This is a genomic window from Novosphingobium terrae (assembly GCF_017163935.1).
In the GTDB taxonomy this organism is placed as follows: domain Bacteria; phylum Pseudomonadota; class Alphaproteobacteria; order Sphingomonadales; family Sphingomonadaceae; genus Novosphingobium; species Novosphingobium terrae.
Genome location: NZ_JABVZR010000001.1, coordinates 1,031,217 through 1,049,567 on the forward strand (window position 1 = coordinate 1,031,217; position 18,351 = coordinate 1,049,567).

13 protein-coding genes are annotated in these 18,351 nt (G+C 65.2%); 6 read left to right on the plus strand and 7 right to left on the minus strand.

Annotated features, from left to right (window positions below):
* Nucleotides 1-51: 51 nt before the first annotated feature.
* Entirely contained in the window at nucleotides 52-930 is an 879-nt protein-coding gene (locus tag HGK27_RS04880; protein WP_206239181.1) for a helix-turn-helix domain-containing protein, read from the minus strand.
* A gap of 123 nt (nucleotides 931-1,053) precedes the next feature.
* Between HGK27_RS04880 and pobA the strand changes: the two genes are divergently transcribed.
* Entirely contained in the window at nucleotides 1,054-2,223 is a 1,170-nt protein-coding gene (gene pobA, locus HGK27_RS04885) for a 4-hydroxybenzoate 3-monooxygenase (protein WP_206239184.1), read from the plus strand.
* A gap of 39 nt (nucleotides 2,224-2,262) precedes the next feature.
* Here the strand turns inward: pobA and HGK27_RS04890 are convergent, their stop codons facing one another.
* Nucleotides 2,263-4,932 (minus strand): TonB-dependent receptor plug domain-containing protein, encoded by a 2,670-nt coding sequence (locus HGK27_RS04890; RefSeq protein ID WP_206239186.1) that lies wholly within the window; start codon nucleotides 4,930-4,932, stop codon nucleotides 2,263-2,265.
* Nucleotides 4,933-5,343: 411 nt separating this feature from the next.
* On the opposite strand from HGK27_RS04890, the gene HGK27_RS04895 reads away from it, so the two are divergent.
* Genes HGK27_RS04895 through HGK27_RS04905 form a run of 3 tightly spaced genes read left to right on the plus strand, consistent with a single transcriptional unit; the run spans nucleotide 5,344 to nucleotide 9,526 of the window.
* On the plus strand, nucleotides 5,344-7,695 hold the full coding sequence (locus HGK27_RS04895) for a TonB-dependent receptor (RefSeq protein ID WP_206239188.1): 2,352 nt from the start codon (nucleotides 5,344-5,346) through the stop codon (nucleotides 7,693-7,695).
* 17 nt (nucleotides 7,696-7,712) lie between these two features.
* Nucleotides 7,713-8,366, plus strand: a complete 654-nt coding sequence (locus tag HGK27_RS04900; RefSeq protein WP_206239189.1) for an NAD(P)-dependent oxidoreductase — start codon at nucleotides 7,713-7,715, stop codon at nucleotides 8,364-8,366.
* A 23-nt stretch (nucleotides 8,367-8,389) separates the two neighbouring features.
* A complete protein-coding gene (locus HGK27_RS04905) occupies nucleotides 8,390-9,526 on the plus strand; it encodes a rhodanese-like domain-containing protein (RefSeq protein ID WP_206239191.1) in 1,137 nt (378 codons plus the stop codon).
* A 48-nt stretch (nucleotides 9,527-9,574) separates the two neighbouring features.
* Here HGK27_RS04905 and def read toward each other — a convergent pair whose 3' ends face one another.
* Nucleotides 9,575-10,114 (minus strand): peptide deformylase, encoded by a 540-nt coding sequence (gene def, locus HGK27_RS04910; RefSeq protein ID WP_206239193.1) that lies wholly within the window; start codon nucleotides 10,112-10,114, stop codon nucleotides 9,575-9,577.
* 198 nt (nucleotides 10,115-10,312) lie between these two features.
* Here def and HGK27_RS04915 point away from each other — a divergent pair, with 198 nt between their 5' ends.
* Nucleotides 10,313-13,168: a DUF3857 domain-containing protein gene (locus HGK27_RS04915; RefSeq protein ID WP_206239195.1), complete on the plus strand. Its 2,856-nt coding sequence runs from the start codon at nucleotides 10,313-10,315 to the stop codon at nucleotides 13,166-13,168.
* 91 nt (nucleotides 13,169-13,259) lie between these two features.
* Complete coding sequence (locus HGK27_RS04920; RefSeq protein WP_206239197.1) at nucleotides 13,260-14,033, plus strand: SpoIIAA family protein; 774 nt, start codon at nucleotides 13,260-13,262, stop codon at nucleotides 14,031-14,033.
* An 18-nt stretch (nucleotides 14,034-14,051) separates the two neighbouring features.
* On the opposite strand, the gene HGK27_RS04925 is transcribed toward HGK27_RS04920, so the two are convergent.
* From HGK27_RS04925 to egtB, 4 genes are all read right to left on the minus strand, one after another.
* On the minus strand, nucleotides 14,052-14,792 hold the full coding sequence (locus HGK27_RS04925) for a hypothetical protein (RefSeq protein ID WP_206239199.1): 741 nt from the start codon (nucleotides 14,790-14,792) through the stop codon (nucleotides 14,052-14,054).
* A gap of 283 nt (nucleotides 14,793-15,075) precedes the next feature.
* Nucleotides 15,076-15,780: a glutathione S-transferase gene (locus HGK27_RS04930; protein ID WP_206239201.1), complete on the minus strand. Its 705-nt coding sequence runs from the start codon at nucleotides 15,778-15,780 to the stop codon at nucleotides 15,076-15,078.
* 10 nt (nucleotides 15,781-15,790) lie between these two features.
* Nucleotides 15,791-17,038: an MFS transporter gene (locus HGK27_RS04935; RefSeq protein ID WP_206242822.1), complete on the minus strand. Its 1,248-nt coding sequence runs from the start codon at nucleotides 17,036-17,038 to the stop codon at nucleotides 15,791-15,793.
* Nucleotides 17,039-17,070: 32 nt separating this feature from the next.
* Complete coding sequence (gene egtB, locus HGK27_RS04940; RefSeq protein WP_206239202.1) at nucleotides 17,071-18,348, minus strand: ergothioneine biosynthesis protein EgtB; 1,278 nt, start codon at nucleotides 18,346-18,348, stop codon at nucleotides 17,071-17,073.
* Between the last annotated feature and the right edge of the window lie 3 nt (nucleotides 18,349-18,351).

The window sequence follows — 18,351 nt, forward strand, 5'->3', positions numbered from 1 at the left end:
ATTGATAGCGTAATTTGAGGCCGCGCCTAGCCCCTTTTTGTGGAAGAGGTTTCAGCCTTGCGGTGGGCTGGCTTCTGCGGGCCTGTCGCGCTCCATGCGGGGGCGGTGGCCGGTCATGCGCAGGTAGAAGCGCGAGAAATAGGAGGGGTCGCCAAAGCCCAGTTCCTGCGCCACCTGCTCGACGCTGGCGCTGGTGTAGCGCAGCAAGCGCTGGGCTTCCAAGGCCAGCCTGCGGTTGATCAGATCGAGCGGGCTGCAATCCAGCCGCGCCCGGCACAGGCGGCTGAGCGTGCGCGGGGTGCAACCGATGCTGGCGGTGTAGAACTCCAGCGGGTGATGGTCGCGCAGATGGGTTTCGATCAGATGGCGGAATTGGGTGAGGCGGCGGTCGTCGCGGCCATGCGGGTCGGCCTGTTCGGGTGCGGGGAGGCTGCGCACCAGCGCCTCGGCCAGAGCGTGGATCAGCGCGGGCTGGGTTTGCCAGTCCTGCATCAGCACCAGCATTTCACCTGCCAGCATGGCGATGCGGGCCATGGCGGGCGCGGGCAGGGTGCTATGGCCACCGGTGGTCAGCCAGCGGCGTAGTGGGTCCTCCGGGCCATGAGCGCGGGCGAGGAAATCGGGCGAGAGCGTCATGATATGGCCCACCGTATCGGGGCGGAAGCGGAAGCCATGCACGCTGCCCACCGGCACGGTGACGAAACCGGGGGGCGAGAGTGCGAATTGCTCGCCATCCAGCGTCACATCGGCATGGCCTTCCTTGACGATAAGCACCTGAATTCCGTGATCATGCCGGTGCGGTTTGATCTCCCAGTCATGCAGGCTGGAGCGGATCGCAATCGTTTCGATATGCACGAAACCGGCGCTGCTCTGCGCTTCTCCATCGCTGTAGAGGCCGTAAGTGGGGATGGGGAGGGGCTTTGGTCGCATGTCTCAAAAGTACCATACCATTGTCCAGCTCATCCCTTCTGCCTGCGGCCTTGCGGTGTCAAGTTTTGGGCAAGCGCTGCCTGAAAGTTGAAACTGACAGGGCGGCATTTCGGGAGACAGGATATGAAGACCCAGGTCGCCATCATTGGCGCGGGGCCGGCAGGTTTGCTGCTGGGACACTTGCTCAAGGCCGAGGGCGTCGATTGCGTCGTGCTGGAACGCCAGAGCGGCGATTACGTGCTGGGCCGCATCCGTGCTGGCGTGCTGGAAGAGATCACCGTCAGCCTGATGGAGCGGCTGGGGCTGGATCAGCGGCTGAAGGCTGAAGGTCTGGTGGAAGACGGCTTCAACCTTGCCGATGGCGAGCGGCTGATCCGCATCGATATCGCCAATCTGACCGGCAAGCATGTCACCGTCTATGGCCAGACCGAGATCACCCGCGACCTGATGGAGGCCGCTCCCTCACGCGGGCTGGAGGTGATCTATCAGGCGGGCGATGTGGCGCTGCATGAGATCGACAGCGATGCGCCCTATGTCACCTTCACGGCAGACGGCGTGGAAAAACGCCTCGATGCGCGCTTTATCGTTGGCTGCGACGGCTATCACGGCCCCAGCCGCAAGGCCATTCCGGTAGGCGCGGCGCAGGAGTTCGAGCGGGTCTATCCCTTCGGCTGGCTGGGCATTCTGGCCGATGTGAAGCCCTGCTATCACGAGCTGATCTATGCCAACCACCAGCGCGGTTTCGCTCTGGCCAGCATGCGCAGCCCGACGCGCAGCCGCTATTACGTCGATGTGCCGTTGACCGAAAAGGTCGAGGACTGGTCGGACGAACGCATCTGGGATGAGCTGGCCACCCGCCTCGGCCCTCAGGCCGCTGCGGGGATGACGCGTGGGCCGAGCATCGAGAAGTCGATCGCGCCGCTGCGCTCCTATGTCTTCGGACTGATGCGCCATGGCAGCCTGCTGCTCTGCGGAGACGCCGCGCATATTGTGCCGCCGACCGGGGCCAAGGGTCTCAATCTGGCCGCCAGCGATGTGCATTACGCTGCCGAGGCGCTCACCGCCTTCTTCCGCAAGCAGGATGGCGAGGGCGTGGGCAATTACTCCGCCAAGGCGCTGGCCCGTGTGTGGAACGCCGAGCGTTTCAGTTGGTCGCTCACCAAGCTGATGCACCGCTTCCCCGAGGATGGCCCCTTTGAGCGCGCCATGCAGGTGGCCGAGCTGGATTACATCTCCACCAGCAAGGCGGCGCAGACCTCGATTGCGGAAAATTACGTCGGCCTGCCCGTCTGATCGTCAAACGGGGCCGCGCTGAAACGCGGCCCCCCATCATCACCATTTGAAATCGGCGCGGCCATAGTAATAGCCGCCATCCAGCCCGAACGGGGCATAGGAATTGTACGGCGCCACCGCCGTCGCCGAGATGAACTGCAAGGCCTGCGCCGCCGAAGACAGTCGGTCTGGCCGCTTGTTGAACACATTGTTGCCGCCCACGGTGAAGCGGATCTGCGGCGTCAGATCATAGCTCAGGCTGGCGTCGGTGGTGAAGGCGGGCGACTGGTGCTGGTCCAGCGCCGCCGTGGTGCCCAGATAGGTGGTGGAACTCCAATGGGTTTGCTTCACCCAGGCGTTCAGCTTGCCCACCTCCCAGCGCAGCGCCAGCGATGTGATGTTCTTGGGGTAATAGCTGGTGAACTGGCCCTGCAGCACCCGCAAGGTGCCCGCGCTGGCCGTGCCCAGCACGGCGGGCAGCGGCGAATAATTCTTCACCGTCGTCACATTCTCATTGCTGGCCAGCGTCCAGTGCAGCGTGCCGGCCTTGCCCAGATCGTCGCTGTGTTCCAGCCGCAGGTCGAAGCCCTTGGTGAAGGTATGCGCGCCGTTCAGATTGAAGGCGATGCTGGTGACATTGTAGATGCCCTGATTGATCAGCAGATTGTAGAGCGCTGACCCATTCGTCACATTGGCCGTGGCGGAGACGATGCGGTTGCGGATGTCGATCAGATAGCCGTCCAGCGTCAGCGTGGTATGCGCGAAGGGCTTGATCACAAGGCCCGCGCTGGCGTTGATGCTGTGTTCGGGCTTCAGCTGCTGGATGCCGGTTGCCTTGCCGGTCGCCTGATAGGCGTTGGTGGTGACAGTGTATTGCTGGATATACTGCCCATAGGTGGCGTTCTGCGGATTGCTGTCCACCGAATAGGAGCCTGCCTGCGTCGCATTATGCTCCTGCAGCAGCGTCGGCGCCGAGAAGCCATTGCCGAAGCTGCCGCGAATGGCGAAGGCCGGGCTGAACTCGTAACGCGTGGAAATCTGGCCCGAGGGCGCGCTGCCGAAATCGGTGAAATATTCATAGCGCCCGGCCAGATCGACGGTCCATGCGTCGGTCAGCTGCTGGTTGAGTTCGACATAGGCGGCGATGTTGTTCCGGCTCCATGCGCCCGCTGAATCCGGCGTGTTGCCCGACATGCCCTGAGCACCCAGATTGGGATGCACCCCCGCATTGCCCGTGCCCGAAGGCCAGACCCATGGGCCTGCGTAATAGGAGAGATACTCGCCCGCCGTCTTGGTGAAGCGGTCATAGCGATGCTCGACCCCCGCCGAGACCGTCAGCGCGCGCCCGAACAAGCCGTGGTCGAACTTTTTCGATGCGGCGAGAGTGGTCAGCAACTGGCCATCGGTCTGCGCGCCATCATAGAAATCCCGCTGGCTCCAATAGGCAGGCCCCGCCGAGACATTGATGCTGTTCTTGGTGTAGACCTGCGCGTGGTCGCTGCCATAGCCGCTGCTCAGGTTCCAGTCCCAGCCCGAAGCCGTGCCCTTGAGGCCCGCCACGAACTGGAAGTCGTTTTCCTTATCGTCGAAGGTGGGCAGATAGCCATCGGGGAAGATCTGCGCGCCGCTGGTGTAGGGCGCATTGGCGAAAGGGTCCTGAGGGCTGGGCGTGGTGCTGGCCGCCACCGACTGGTTGGACGCCGTGCGGAAATAGCCGGGCCCCGAGGAATAGCGCCAGGCATAGGTGGCGTTGCTGTAGAAGGTGAGATCGGAATTGAGCGCGATCTCTGTGTTATAGGCGAAGGAATAGGTCTTCGATGAGGGCAGGCCCAGCCATTGGCGATAGCGGCTCTGGCTGGTTTCGCGCGGGTCCAGCGTGCCATCGGCCTGCAGGGGATAGAGCAGGGTGGTCTTGTCATTGATGTTGGCGGCTTTGTAGCCGGGATAGATGTTGGTGCCATCCTGCAGCTGGGCGTTGGCACTAAAGTTGATGAAGCTGCCCGCATCATCCAGCTTGAAGCCCTGATGGAACTGCACATTCTTGGTGGTGCCATAGAGGTCCGACTGGTCGCCCACGCTCTGGCCATATTTGCCGTAATAGACGCTGAAGCCGCCGCCGGTCTGGGCGGTCTTCTTCAGGATGATGTTGATCACCCCGGCAATCGCATCCGAGCCATAGAGCGAGGCCGCGCCATCGCCCAGCACCTCGATCCGCTCGATGGCGTTGGACGGGATCAGATCGAGATCGGTAGGGGACGCCCCGCCCACCAGCAGCGAGGAGGTGTGCCGCCGCACGCCATTGACGAGGATCAGCGTGTCCTTGGCATCGAGCCCGCGCAGCCTTGCCCCGCGCACGCCCGCGCCCTGCTGGCCCTGATAGCCGCCCGCTTGCACCTGATAGGAGGGCAGCACCTCGGCCAGAGCATCGCGCAGGTTCTGCTTGCCCGAACGCGCGAGGTCATCGAGGCTGGCCACGGAAATGGGCACCAGACTCTTTTCCGCCGCCCGCGCCGCGCCATGGCTGCCGGTGACGACGATGGTTTCGCCATTGCCCTCAACGGCGGCGGGATCGCTGGTGGCAGGGGTTGGCGCCGGGGCATCCTCGGCATGGGCCGCGCCCGCGGCAAGGGCGAAAACCCCGGCACCGATCAGGAAAGAGGATTTGAGCCAGATGTGACGGCCCGCCCATGCGCCCGCGAAAGGCCTGGCCGTGAAAGACGATGACGACATGATGATGCGATACCCCAGGCTGTAAATATCCTATCGCATTGCTGGGAATAATAGGTAATTGTCACGAGAGTTTTTGTTGTGGGGTGTCAAGCATGGCTAGGTCGGGGCCAGCGGCGCGCCTCTGCACGGCGTGACAGAGGTGCGGGGGCAGGGTTGAGAAACTCTCATAAGCGGCGTGGCCGGCTGCGCTCCGGGCGTGATTGTCGCGCAATTGCGCGCTTTGCCGGCAGGCTGCTTTAGCGGGCGATAGAAAATATACATTCCTATCTAGATTATAGGATTTAAAGCCCGCGTCCATCGCAAGGGGGCGTCGGGCTGACCTTTGGCCAGCGCAGCGCAGGGCCAGGCCGCCACGTCTCCATCAGCATTCTGAACCATGCACGGGACAGTGCGAAAGGGGTGGCTTTGATCATGAGGTTTGCACAGCGCGTCCTGCGCGGGAAGGTGGAGATCGGCCTGCTGCTGGCGGGGGCCTGTTTCCCGGCCATCGCTCTGGCCGCAACAGAAAATCCGGCCAAGGCCGCAGCCACACCCGCTGCCGAGGATGACGAAGCCCCGGGCGGCCAGGCCATCGTCGTCAACGGCCAGCGCGAGAAGGAGGATCGGCCATCGCCCACCGCTTTGTCGGTGTCGCCCAGTGCGGGGATCGCGGCGGTCTATACGCTCAACCAGAACGACATCGCCGGGCTGGTGGTGACCACGGCCAATGATCTGCTGCGTTCGATCCCGGGGGTGGAGGTCGCCAATCTGGGCAATGGCGGCATTCCCAATGGCGTGACGATCCGTGGCTGGGGCTATGTCAGCGATGGCACCGCTGTGCGCGGCGTGATCGACGGGGCGACCAACAATTTCAACTCCTCGGGCCCCAATGCCAATGGCTCGGACGATCTCAACATCCTGATCCCGGAGATCATCGGCGCGATCAATGTGATCAAGGGGCCTTTCGACACGCGCTATTCCGGCAATTACGCCTATGCGGGCACGGCGATCTTCTCCACGGCAGACAGCGCGCCCAACCGTGTGGCGCTCTCGGCGGCTTCTTTCAGCAAGGAGCGGATCGTCGCCACTCTGGGCAATGGTCAGGAGCCGGGACGCAGCAAATATTACATCGCCGTCGAGGCCTCTTCCGATGGCGGCTATCGCCAGAACAATTCGGAAGACAAGGTCAACATCTTCACCAAGCTGACCACTCATCTGAGCGCGAAAGACACGCTCAAGCTGACGGGCCAGATCTACAATGATGTCTTCGGCCAGCCCGGCTATATCCGCACGGATCTGGTGCAACAGGGGCTGATCAGCGAAAAATCCGCTACTGACAACAACACCAAGGGCTGGCGCCACTCGCAGGGCGCGACGCTGGAATGGCAACACCGCGATGCCGTGATCAACTGGGATCTCAACGCCAACATTCAGCACATCAACCAGTATCGCTCGATCGAGCGCTATTCGATCCCCGACATCAACAACAATCCCTATCCCGAAAACGCCTTCCACGACAAACGCTGGACAGCGGCGCTGGGCTTCAACCCCTGGGTCAATTTCAGGATCGCCGGGATCGATGCGATCTTCCGGGCCGGGGCCGATCTGCGCGGCGATTTCGTCAACACGGTGCGCGCGCCCGCCTTCAACAACCAGTTCGTGGCGCAGCCCACCGCCTATGACGCCTGGACCAGCTTCTTCAACTACACGAATGGCAACATCTGGAACCCGGACCTCTATGGCGAACTGTCGCTGAAACCGGCCTCATGGATCAAGATCACCGGCGGCGTGCGGGATGACTGGTTCAACTACAACGCCAATGACACCGTCTATTCCGGCACCGCGACAGGCGTGACTGCCACCACCGTGCCCGGCCCGCCGACGATCACGCCCGCCTCTTTGGCGACCTATCGCTTCAACGGCTGGTCCGACCAGCCCACGCTGCATGGCGGCATCGCCATCGGATCTTTCGCGGGCTTCACCCTGCTGGGCAATTTCGGTGAGGGGATCACCTCGCAATGGCTCAATCAGGTGACGGCCAAGGGCGGCGTCAACTATCCCACGCTCTCTCTCAACCCCACACTGGCGCCGACCAAGCTGAACACCAAGGAGGTCGTGCTCAAATATGACAATGACAGGCTGGGGCTGAATGTTGAAGGCGGCTATTACAGCACGCTCAATCAGGGTGAGATCGGCAGCGATCCGGCCACCGGCAATCCGGTCAATCTGGGCAAATCGGTGCGCAAGGGCTGGGACATCGATGCGCGCCTGCGGCTCTATGACCGCAACGGCACCAGCCTGAAGATCGGCGGCAATTACAATCAGGTTTCCGCCAAATTGCGCGGCAGCGGCTGGTTTGTGGCTGGCACGCCGCCCTGGACGGCGGGCTGGAACCTCGATGCGGCAACGCCCGTCGGGCCCGAGGGGCAGAAGGTGCGCCTCAGCATCCAGCACAGTTTCGTGGGGGGCAGCTATCTCACCAATGGCCCGGCGACCATCGTCACCAGCAGCTCGCCGCTGACGGGCAACACCTATGGCACCGGCGTGCTGCGCAATGGCGAACTCGACCGCCTCTCCTTCAAGCTGCAGTATGAGCGGCCCCGGCTGCGCAACCTGCGCGTGTATTTTTCGGGCGTGGTCTACACCGGCGACCGCTTCGCCGAGATGACCACCACCTCTGTCGGCTTCTGGACCACCGCCAACACGCTGAAAGGCGCGACCTATCGCGTCGGCAATGCTCAGGCGCCCTTCCGCGCCGAGGGCGGCGTGTCGATCGATTTCTGACGGGAAAGGATAAAGCTATGGCAAGCATCGCATTGCTGGGCGCCGCCGGGCGCATCGGCTCGGCCATCCGCGAAGAAGCGCTGGCACGCGGCCATCAGGTGACGGCTCTGGTGCGCAGCGCGGGGCGTGTCGACCCCGCGCCGGACCTTACCGAACTGGTGGTGGACGCCTATGATGCGGCGTCTGTGGCGCGGGGTGTGGCAGGGCATGATGCCGTGATCAGCGCCTTCAGCCCCGATCCCAACGAGCCCTTCGAAAGCAAGCCCGAACGCCTGCGTCAGGCCCATGCCGCCATTCTGGACGGCGTGCGCAAGGGAGGCGTCAAGCGTCTGATCCTTGTCGGCGGCGTCGGCAGCCTCTGGGCGGAACCGGGCGTGCTGGTGGTGGAGAGCGAGGAGTATGGCACCGCCAATCGCGGGCCGACGCTGGCCAACATCGCGATCCTCGATGGGCTGAAGACGCATGGCCATGATCTGGACTGGACCTATGTGTCCCCGCCCCGCCGCATCGAGGCGGGAGAGCGCACAGGCGTCTTCCGGCTCGGGCAGGACGATCTGCTGCGCGATGCCGAAGGGATCAGCCGCATTTCCCGCGCGGATTTCGCCATCGCTTTGCTCGATGAGCTGGAGGCCAATGCCTTCATCCAGCGCCGTTTTACCGTGGCCTATTGAGGGCCATTTTCCCAGGGAGACCGATGATGGCCATCCGCCATATTCACCGCGCCACGCTCCAGACATGGCTCAGCACCGGCACGCCGGGGCAGAGCCGCGAATTCGCCCTGCTCGATCTGCGTGACGAAAAGAGCTTCGCCAAGGGCCAGCCGCTCTTCGCCACCAACCTGCCTTTCGCGCGCCTGCATGATGAGGTGGAGCGCCTTGTGCCGCGCAAGACCGTCACCACCGTGCTGGTGGATGAGGGCAATGGCGATGCCGAAAAAGCCGCGCCGATCCTTGAAGGCCTTGGCTACAGCGATATCGCCATCCTTTCAGGCGGCATCCCCGGCTGGCTGGCGGACAGCCCCAACGGCCTGCCCACCTTCGACATCGCGGGCAACATCTTCACCGTTTCGGTGGCCGATCAGCAGGGCACGCCGTCGCTCTCGGTGAAAGACCTCAAGGCTCTGCAGGACAAGGGCGAGGATCTGATCGTGCTGGATACCCGCACACCGCCGGAATTCGCCATCTCGCATATTCCGGGCTCCCAGAACCTGCCTGCCGGCGAGTTGCTGCTGCGCTTTGCCGATTTTGTGCCCTCGGCTCAGACGCTGGTGGTGGTGACCTGCGCGTGGCTGGCCCGCGCCATCATCGGGGCGCAGACTTTGATCGCCGCGAAAGTGCCCAACCGCGTAGCCTATCTGGTGGAGGGCACGCAGGCCTGGGCTCGCGAAGGCTGGCCGCTGGAAAGCGGCGAGGAACCGCAATTCGGCGCCTGCAGCGATGCCGCCGCTCAGGCCGGGGCGCATTATGCGGCCAATCTGGCGCTGCAGGCCGGGGTGGAGTGGATCGACCGCGATGGCGCCGCCGCGTGGCTGGCCGAGCCCAATCGCACCACCTATCTCTTCGATGTGCGCTTGCTGCCGGAGTATGAGGCGGCCCATCTGGAGGGCACCACCTCCTCCCCCGCCGGGCAATTGCTGGCGGTGTCGCATCGCACGGTGGCGGTGCGCGGCGCGCGTATCGTGCTGATCGACGACAGCGAAGGCCATGTGCGGGCGATCACCGCCGCCTATTGGCTCAAGCAGCGCGGCTGGGATGCGCGGGTCTATCGCGGCACGCTGCAGGACCGCATTCCCGGCGTTCGGCAAGAGGCGCGAGAAAGCGTGTCAGCCTGACCGGCAAGCCCCCCGCGCGCAGCTGACGCGCGGGGGGCTTTCGCCTTGTCAATCCGCTTCCAGATGGGCCAGCGGGCTGTCGGGGAACAGCGCCTCGATAAAGCCGAAGCGGGTCATGTCCCTGATCCGCTGCGGGTAGAGAATGCCGTCGAGATGGTCGAATTCATGCTGGAAGAGGCGGGCATGGAAACCATGCGCCTCGCGCTCCAGCGTGGTGCCATCCTCCAGCGTGCCGCCGTAACGGATATGGGTGAAACGCGGCACCGTGCCGCGCATCCCCGGCACCGAAAGGCAGCCCTCCCAGCCATCCTCGGTTTCCTCGGTCAGGATCTCCAGCCAGGGGTTGATCAGCGTGGTGGCGGGCACGGGCTCGGCCTCGGGATAGCGCGGGCTGGCTTCGAAGCCGAAGATCATCAGGCGCAGATCCACCCCGATCTGCGGCGCGGCCAGTCCCACCCCATGGGCCGCATGCATCGTCTCGACCATATCCGCGATGATGGCCTGAAGCTGGGGGTCATGCAGATCCTCCACCGGCCTGGCGACGCGCAGCAGTCGTGGATCGCCCATCTTCAGGATCTCGCGGATCATGGCCCTGTCCTTCCTCTTCGCATGCCATCATGCCACGTCCTGCAAGGGGGCGCGAGCGCCCATCTTTCGGCGACCTGCTAGGCAAGGATACGTAGGGGTGAAAGAGCTTGAAACTTATCCGGAAATAGGATGATCTGCGCGGCGGGATAGGTCGGTCGCCGGGGCGGCCTTGCCGTTCCATGCCCTGGAGAGTCCTTGATGCGAATCCCCCCTGCGCGTCCCTCGATCCCTGCCGCCTTGCTGACCATGCTGTTGACCTCCACGCTGTTGGCCTCCACCGCCGCGCCCGCCCGGGCCGGAGACCAGCCGCTCTATCAACCGGCGCCGGATTGGGTGGTGGCCACACCTCAGGCCGATGGCGCGGGCAGCGGGGCAGGCCAGCCCACCTTGCGCACCTTTGACGAACAGAAGCGCATCAGCCATGGCGAGGTCTGGACCTATGCCGTCACCGCCACGCGCATCGATACGCCCGAGGGCTTGCAGCGCGTGGGCACCTCCACGCTGAAATGGGCGCCCGAACATGGCGATCTGATCATCCATGGGGTGACCATCCTGCGCGGCGGCCAGCGGATCGATGTGCTGGCCAAGGGCGCGCGCTACACCGTGCTGCGGCGCGAGGAAAAGCTGGAATCGCTCCAGCTTGACGGCACGCTGACGGCAACGCTCTCGATCGAGGGGCTTCAGGTTGGCGATATCATCGAGACCCGCTTTTCGGTGACCGCGAAGGATGCCGCGCTTCAGGGCCATATCAGCACCTCGGCGCAATTGCTGGCGCAGCCGGTGCAGCTTGGCTTCGGGCGGGTGCGCGTGCTGTGGAGCGATGCCGAAACAATCCGCTGGAAGACCTATCTCGACGGCGTCACCCCGGCCGAAAGCACGCGCCCGGGCTGGCATGAGTGGCTGGTCACCCTGCCCGTGGCCAAGCAGCCCGATGCCGCGGCTCAGGCTCCGGGCCGCTTCAACTGGCTGGCCGTCGCACAATTCTCCGATTTTGCCGATTGGGGCGAGGTCAGCAAGGTGATGGCGCCGCTTTACCGGGTGGATGTGCCCTCGGCGGCGATCACCAAGGGGGGCGATCTGGATCAGGAGATCGCCCGCATCGCGGCGGCCAGTGCCGATCCGCGCCGCCGCACCGCTCTGGCGCTGCAACTGGTGCAGGACAAGATTCGCTACTTCGCCGTCTCGATGAGTGGCGGCAATCTCGTGCCTCAACCGCCCGAGAAGACCTGGACCCTGCGTTATGGCGACTGCAAGGCCAAGACGCTGCTGCTGCTGGCGGTGCTTCACCGGCTGGGCATCGAGGCCGAACCCGCCATGGCCAGCCTGAGCAATGGCGACCGCGTGCAGGGCAGCCTGCCTTCCATGGCGGCCTTCGATCATGTGATGGTGCTGGCACATGTCGGCGGCAAGGTGCTGTGGCTGGATGGCACCGGGCTGGGCACGCGTGAGGCCGATCTCGACGATGTGCCCGCCTATGGCTGGGTGCTGCCGGTGCGGGCCGATGGCAAGGCCGAACTGCTGGCCGCGCCGCTGCATCCGCCCGCCCGGCCCAATGCCGAGGTGCATTACGATGTCGATCTGCGCGCCGGTGTGGGGCTGATGGCGCCCTTCCGTGTCACCTTGACGCTGCGCGGCGGGGGTATCGGGCAGGTCAACTCGCTGCTCGGCAATCTCGATGCCGAGGGCAAGGCCAATGTGCTGCGCGTCTTGCTGAGCAATGCCGCAGCCGGGGGGCGCCGCATTTTCGTCGCACCGCAACTCAGCTACGATCCGCAGAGCGGCGAGGGCACGATCACCGCCAGCGGCGTGGTGCTCTCCGACTGGACGCGGGCCGACAGCCGCTACAGCTTCGATCCCAAGCTGGTGCAGGCCTCGGCCTATCCTGACCGCAGCCGCGCCATCTGGCAGAGCATTCCCGTCGCGCTGGGCCAGCCGCAGCATGGCGTGACGGTGGAGAGTTTCCAGCTGCCGCGCGGCGGGCAGGGCATCGCGATGCAGGGCGAGGGGGATCAGCAGCGCGCGCTTCCTCTGGGCGGCAGCAGCCATGTCCATGCCGAGCTGAAGGATGGCACCTGGCGCCTGACGCTGGAAAATCTGCGCAGCGGGGGAGAGATGCCCGCCGCCGATATTCCCGCCATGCGCCGCGCCGACGCCGATTTTATCGCGCGCATGCCGCATCTGCGCACCGATGCGGGCTATCCCGCGCCCTGGCAGAATGTCGAGGCCGCCAAACGCGACCATCTCGTCGACACCACCCTGGCCAATCTGGCGCAATGGATCGCCGAAAAGCCCGATGATGCCGAGCGTTATCGCCTGCGCGCCGCCTTCTATGCCGAGATTTTCGAACGCGAGAAGGCCATCGCCGATCTGGACAAGGCGCTGGAGCTGAAGGGTGACAAGCAGCTCCATATCCAGCGCGCCTCGCTCTATGAGGCGCTGGGGGACAAGACCCGCGCCACCGCCGATCTCAAGGCGGCCTATGATCTCGACCCTGCCGATACGGCTGTGCTCAACCGCCTGTCCAATGTTCAGGCCTGGGCCGGGGGCGTGGATGAGGCGCTGACGCGGCTCGACGGGCTGATCGCCAATGGCGGCCAGAAACAGCCTTTCTATCAGGCCCGCAAGGGTGAGGTGCTGGCCCGGCGCGGCGATGTGGCAGGGGCGGTGGCCCAGATGGATGCGGCGCTGGCCAAGCGTGAGGGCAATGCCGTGCTGCTCAACGATCGCTGCTGGGTGAAGGGGCTGCTGAACACCGATCTCGACAATGCGCTGGGCGATTGCAGCAAGTCGATCCAGATCGGCGGGAACAGCACGGCGCCCGCATTGGGCAGCCGGGGGCTGGTGCAGCTGCGGCTGCATCATGCGAAGGAGGCGATTGCCGATTTCAATCAGGCGCTGGATCTGCGCCCGGGTCATGCCGTCGACTATTTCCTGCGCGCGCTGGCTGAGCGCGAGGCCGGGGATGGCGATGCGGCAAAGCGCGATCTGGCGGCGGCCCGGCTGCTGTTTCCCGCGCTTGAGCAATGGTACGCCAGCTTCGGCCTGCACTGGTAGGCGGGGGCTGGCCCGGGATATGCGGGGGTGATGGAACTTCCGGGCCCGGCATGTCCTCCTGAAAGAGGAGCTGCTGCGAAAAGGTGAGGCCATGCTGAGCGAAACCCCCGGAACCGGCGATCTGCCTCAGGATGTGATTGCCCTCTCCATCACGGGGCGGCTGGAGAAGGCGGATATCGAGAAGGCGATGGCCCTGCTCGATGCCGCTTTCGCGCGGGGTGGCAAGGTGCATCTCTTTGTGGAGGTGCGTGACTTCACCGGCATGCCGGCGGACGCATGGCTGAGCGATCTGCGCCATGGCCTGCGCTATCTCACCAAATTGCATCAGTTCGGGCGGGTGGCGATTGTCAGCGATCAGAGCTGGGTGCGTGCGGCCTCACGCATCGAAAGCGCGCTGCTGCCCTTTGTGACTTATCACGTCTACCGCCCCGAGCAGCGCGACCATGCGCTGGCCTGGGCGCGCGGTGAGGTCAGCGATCCCCAGCCGCCCGCCTTGCAGGTGGTTGAGGATGGGCAGGGGATCATCACCATCGAGATCAACGGGCGGATCACCCCGCAGACGGTGGATGCGCTGGCCGAGCAGATCGCGCGCTTCAGCGGTGAGGGGCGTTCGCTGCGCCTCCTGGCAAGGGTCCGCCACTATGAGGGGTTCGATCCGGCCCTGCTGATCGATCCCAAATATGTCGAACTCAAGTTGTCGCTGCTGCGGCGTGTAGCGCGTTATGCGCTGGTGGGCGGGCCGGACTGGATGGCGCGGATCGCCGCTCTGGCCGATCCGTTGCTGACCATGGATTTGCGGCACTTCCCCATCGAGGAGGAAGATGCCGCGCGCAGCTGGCTGCTGGAGATGAATGGCAAGGTCTGATCGGGATCAGACCCGTGATCAGACCCGGGGCGGCTGGTAAAGCCTTTCGCGCAGGGGTTCCTCGCTGGGCTCGACCTCCAGCACCACCTCGCGAAAGCCGCGCGAGCCCATTTCCACCGCCAGCACCCGTGCCTTGAAGCCCACGCCCGATCCATAGATCGCCTCGCGCAGCCAGCTGTCATGGGCGATATAGCCGATCACGCGGCCATGCAGATCGACCGCGGCAATGGCGGCATTGTCATGCGGATTGCCCGCCTCCAGCTCCAGCGAGACGGGCAGGCCGGGGCGCAGGCCCTGAACGGCCGAGGCATGGTCCTGCTCGCCGATCAGGCCGATCATATAGGCGTCGGGATTGCCCACGCTCTGCACCATGCCGAAGGTTTCCGAATCGCCGGGCAGCAGAGGCTCGTCCCCCAGCAGCATCGTGGGTTCAGCGGCGTGCAGCGGCGCGACCGGCTCGGGCAGATAGGGTTCGGGCTCGGCGACAGGCTCGGGGGCGGGCTGTTCGGGGGCAGGCGGGGCCATCACCACCGGCTCGGGCGCCATCGGGGCCGGGATCACCGGCTGGGCCTCAACCGGCGTGACGATGACGGGCTCAATGGCCACAGGCTCAATGGCAACCGGCTCGATCGCGACAGTTGCGGGGGCCATCGGTTCCGGCGCAACCGTTGCGGGGGTGAACGGCTCCGGCGCGGAAACGTACGGCGTTTCGGCGCTTTTGCCCCAGCCCGAGAACAGGCGCTTCAGAAAACCAAACATGCTTCGTCCCTTCGCATCGCCGCCCTCGCTCCTGTGCGGAGCGGCGCTGTCACCTGCGGATATGCGCGTAAAGTGGCCCTTTGCAAGCCAAACCCGAGCTTGACAGGCTGAGTGGCGGCTTCCTGCGGACTCGCGAGAGGCCAGCGCATACGAAAAAGCGTGTCCGGCGTGAGGACACGCCAGGACACGCAGGCTTTCGCTTGATCGGGGGTCGCATGGATGCCTGGCATCCGAAGGAAAAGACGCCGGGGCAGGGCGATTGTTCCCTCCACGCTGCGGTTTCTCACGCCTGTTGCAGCACCTGCCGCAGCGAGGCCTCGATCTGGCCGCCGCACCAGGCGTCGCCATAGGTCTCGCGGCTCTCGCGGCTGAGCCGGGCAAGGGTGGGATAGGCCTGCATCCGCCGGGTCAGGGCGGCGATGCTGGGCGCGGTCTGGCGCAGCAAAGCAGCCAGATCGGGGAAGCGATCGCCCATCGTGGCCCAGAGCGTGGCGGTGACGATATCGGCGACGCCCGGTTCATGCGTGCCCAGCAGGAAGCCATCAGTGGCGGTGAGGCCATGGCTTGCGCCGGTGGCGTCCCAGATGGTCATCCAGCGTTGCAGGCGGGGGAGGAAGGCCTGCCATGAAGCCGCATCCCACATCTGGCTGCCGCCATCGCGGGTCATTTCGTCCAGCACATCATTGGCATCATTGACGACTTTGGCCGTCAGCGCGCGGGCCTGAGGCGTGGCGGGCAGCAGATCCAGCGTCTCGCCCAGATAGAGCGCGATGGCGGGCATCTGCGCCAGAACGAAGTCATGCCCATGATCGATCAGCACTGGCGGACCCATAAAGGGGATCGGCTGCTCCTTTGGCGCGGTTTCCAGCAGTTGGCCGATGGTGTCGGCGTCCTGTTCGCGCCATGTCTTGCCCGCGAAGGTCAGGATTGCGCGGATAAACTGCCCGCGAAAGGGCACGGGCCAGTAGTAGAGATCATAGTCAGCCATGGGATGTCCCTCATGATGCTGGCGCCAGACTCGGCGTTTCCACAGGGGCGGTTTCCGGCGCGCGCAACAGCACCGGGGCGACGCCCAGCGCCACCACGGCGATCAGGGCTCCGGGCGCGGCGGCCCAATGGGTGGCGCCCAGCAGGGCATGGGCGGCATAGGGCGCCGCGCCGCCAAACAGGGCGGTGGCGCTGGTGGCGCCCAGAGCAAGGCCGCTCAGCCTGCTGGTGGTGGAGAATTGCTCGGCGGTGGCCACGGCGCCCACGGCGCTCACCCCGCCCGCCAGAGCGGCCAGCACGCAGGCGCCCGCCGCTGCGGTGACGGCATCGCCGCCCGCCATCAGCGCGAACATGGCGGCCGGCAGCACCACGCTGCCCGCGCAGAGCGCCAGCAGCACCGGCTTGCGGCCAAGTCTGTCCGACAGGGCGCCGACCAGCGGCGTCACCGCGATCACCACCACGGCGGCGAGGGTGGAGAGGCCCAGCGCGGTGCTTTCCTCGCGCCAACCCACGCTCTGCAGATAGGCCGGGACATAGGTGATGCCCACGTAATAGGTGATCGAGCCGAGGGCGGAAATGGCGAAGCCCCGCGCGATGCCGGAGCGCTCATGGCGCAGGGCGTGGCGCAGGGGGGAGGCATCGCTCTTGTGGCGCTGCGCCTCGAACAGGGGCGGTTCGGGCAGGGAAGATCGCGCCAGCCAGACCGTGCCCGCCAGAGCGCTGCCGATCAGAAAGGGAATGCGCCAGCCCCATGCGTCGAGGCTGGCCTGATCCATCGCGCCTGCCGTCAAGGCGCATACCGCCACGGCCAGCAATCCGCCCACCTCGCTGGCCGCCGCCGCCAGCGAGCCGATCAGGCCTCGGCGATGTTCGGGCGCGCCCTCCAGAAGATAGGTGACGACGCCGGTGTATTCGCCGCCCACGCTGAAGCCCATCAGGCAGCGCAGGCCCAGCAGCAGCCCGCCCGCGATGGGCCCGGCCTGAGCGCGCGTGGGCAGGCAGGCGGTCAGCAGCATGGCCAGAGTCATCAGCGCCATGGAGAGCAGCAGGGTTTGGCGCCGCCCGTGCCGGTCTCCGAAATGGCCGAAGACCATCGCGCCCAAGGGTCGCATCAGATAGGCGATGGCAAAACCAGCCAGAGTCTCGCCCAGAGCCTGAGCGCCGGGGCCGAAGAAGCTGCGTGAGAGGATCGTGGCGAAATAGAGATAGAGCGTGAAATCATACCACTCCACCACGGTGGAGAGCGCCGCCACCGCCATAGCTTTCCGAGATAAGGCCTGCGGCTGTGCGCTCACGCCAGATCCCGTGCCAGCCGCAGGCCCATGAATTGCCAGCGCTGATGGGGGTAGAAGAAGTTGCGGTAGGAGGCGCGCAGATGGCCGCGCGGCGTGGCACAACTGCCGCCGCGCAGCACGAATTGCCCGCTCATGAACTTGCCATTGTACTCGCCGACAGCCCCGGGTGCGGCGCGAAAGCCGGGATAGGGACGATAGGCGCTGCCCGTCCATTCCCAGACATTGCCGAAGAAGGCCGGGCTTTTGTCCGCGATGGGGCGCAGCGCGCCGGGGGCATCCAGCTGGTGGCCCTTCATGGAATCATAGGCCCTGGCAGAGGCCTCCCATTCCATTTCGGTGGGCAGGCGCGCTCCGGCCCAGCTGGCAAAGGCATCGGCTTCATAAAGGCTGATATGGCAGACGGGCGCTGCCGGATCGAGCGCCTTTCGCCCCGCCAAGGTGAACTGGGTCCAGCCCTCATCATCCTGCCGCCAATAAAGCGGGGCGGTGATGCCTTCCGCTTTGCGCCATGCCCAGCCATCGGAGAGCCAGAGCCGCGCGTCATCATAGCCGCCGCTTTCGATAAAGCTGATCCACTCGCCATTGGTCACCGTGCGGTCGGCCAGAGCATGCGGGGCGAGGAAGGTGGTGTGGCCGGGCTCCTCGCAGTCGAAGGCGAAAAGGCCCTGGCGGGGCGTATGGCCGATCTCGGCCAGACCGGTACGCCCGGCGATCCAGCCATGCGGGGGCGGGGTGGTGGAGGCAGGAGTGGGAGGCTGCTCTGGCCATAGCGCCGGTTCGAGCGGGTTGGTCGAGAAGGCGTGGAGGATATCGGTCAGCAGCAGTTCCTGATGCTGCTGCTCATGCTGGCAGCCCAGCCTCACCAGCTCCAGCGCGGAGGGAGAGAGGTGGGGCAAGGCGCGCAGCAGGGCGTGATCCACCGCCTCGCGATAGGTCAGGATGTCGGCCAGAGAAGGGCGCGAAAGCATGCCACGTGCCGAGCGGAGCAGGCGTTGCCCCTCGGCCTCGTAATAGCTGTTGAACAGGAAGGGCCAGTCGGCATCGTGCAGATGATAGGCAGGCACATGGTCGCGCAGCACGAAGGTCTCGAAGAACCATGTGGTATGCGCCAGATGCCATTTTGCGGGCGAGGCATCCGCCATCGACTGCACCGTGGCATCGGCATCCGACAAAGGCGCAACCAGCGCCTCGGTCAGGGCGCGGACCTGCGTGTAATGCTCCGAAAGCGCGGGGTGATCCTGCGTGGCGCGGCCCGGAGGCAAGGTGGTGGCCATGAG

What these genes read in the sequence shown, in the direction of transcription:
- pobA (WP_206239184.1), top strand. Translation starts at nt 1,054, where the DNA reads ATGAAGACCCAGGTCGCCATCATTGGCGCGGGGCCGGCAGGTTTGCTG.
- HGK27_RS04900 (WP_206239189.1), top strand. Translation starts at nt 7,713, where the DNA reads ATGGCAAGCATCGCATTGCTGGGCGCCGCCGGGCGCATCGGCTCGGCC.
- HGK27_RS04880 (WP_206239181.1), bottom strand. Translation starts at nt 930, where the DNA reads ATGCGACCAAAGCCCCTCCCCATCCCCACTTACGGCCTCTACAGCGAT.
- HGK27_RS04915 (WP_206239195.1), top strand. Translation starts at nt 10,313, where the DNA reads ATGCGAATCCCCCCTGCGCGTCCCTCGATCCCTGCCGCCTTGCTGACC.
- def (WP_206239193.1), bottom strand. Translation starts at nt 10,114, where the DNA reads ATGATCCGCGAGATCCTGAAGATGGGCGATCCACGACTGCTGCGCGTC.
- HGK27_RS04925 (WP_206239199.1), bottom strand. Translation starts at nt 14,792, where the DNA reads ATGTTTGGTTTTCTGAAGCGCCTGTTCTCGGGCTGGGGCAAAAGCGCC.
- egtB (WP_206239202.1), bottom strand. Translation starts at nt 18,348, where the DNA reads ATGGCCACCACCTTGCCTCCGGGCCGCGCCACGCAGGATCACCCCGCG.
- HGK27_RS04930 (WP_206239201.1), bottom strand. Translation starts at nt 15,780, where the DNA reads ATGGCTGACTATGATCTCTACTACTGGCCCGTGCCCTTTCGCGGGCAG.
- HGK27_RS04890 (WP_206239186.1), bottom strand. Translation starts at nt 4,932, where the DNA reads ATGTCGTCATCGTCTTTCACGGCCAGGCCTTTCGCGGGCGCATGGGCG.
- HGK27_RS04935 (WP_206242822.1), bottom strand. Translation starts at nt 17,038, where the DNA reads ATGGCGGTGGCGGCGCTCTCCACCGTGGTGGAGTGGTATGATTTCACG.
- HGK27_RS04920 (WP_206239197.1), top strand. Translation starts at nt 13,260, where the DNA reads ATGCTGAGCGAAACCCCCGGAACCGGCGATCTGCCTCAGGATGTGATT.
- HGK27_RS04905 (WP_206239191.1), top strand. Translation starts at nt 8,390, where the DNA reads ATGATGGCCATCCGCCATATTCACCGCGCCACGCTCCAGACATGGCTC.
- HGK27_RS04895 (WP_206239188.1), top strand. Translation starts at nt 5,344, where the DNA reads ATGAGGTTTGCACAGCGCGTCCTGCGCGGGAAGGTGGAGATCGGCCTG.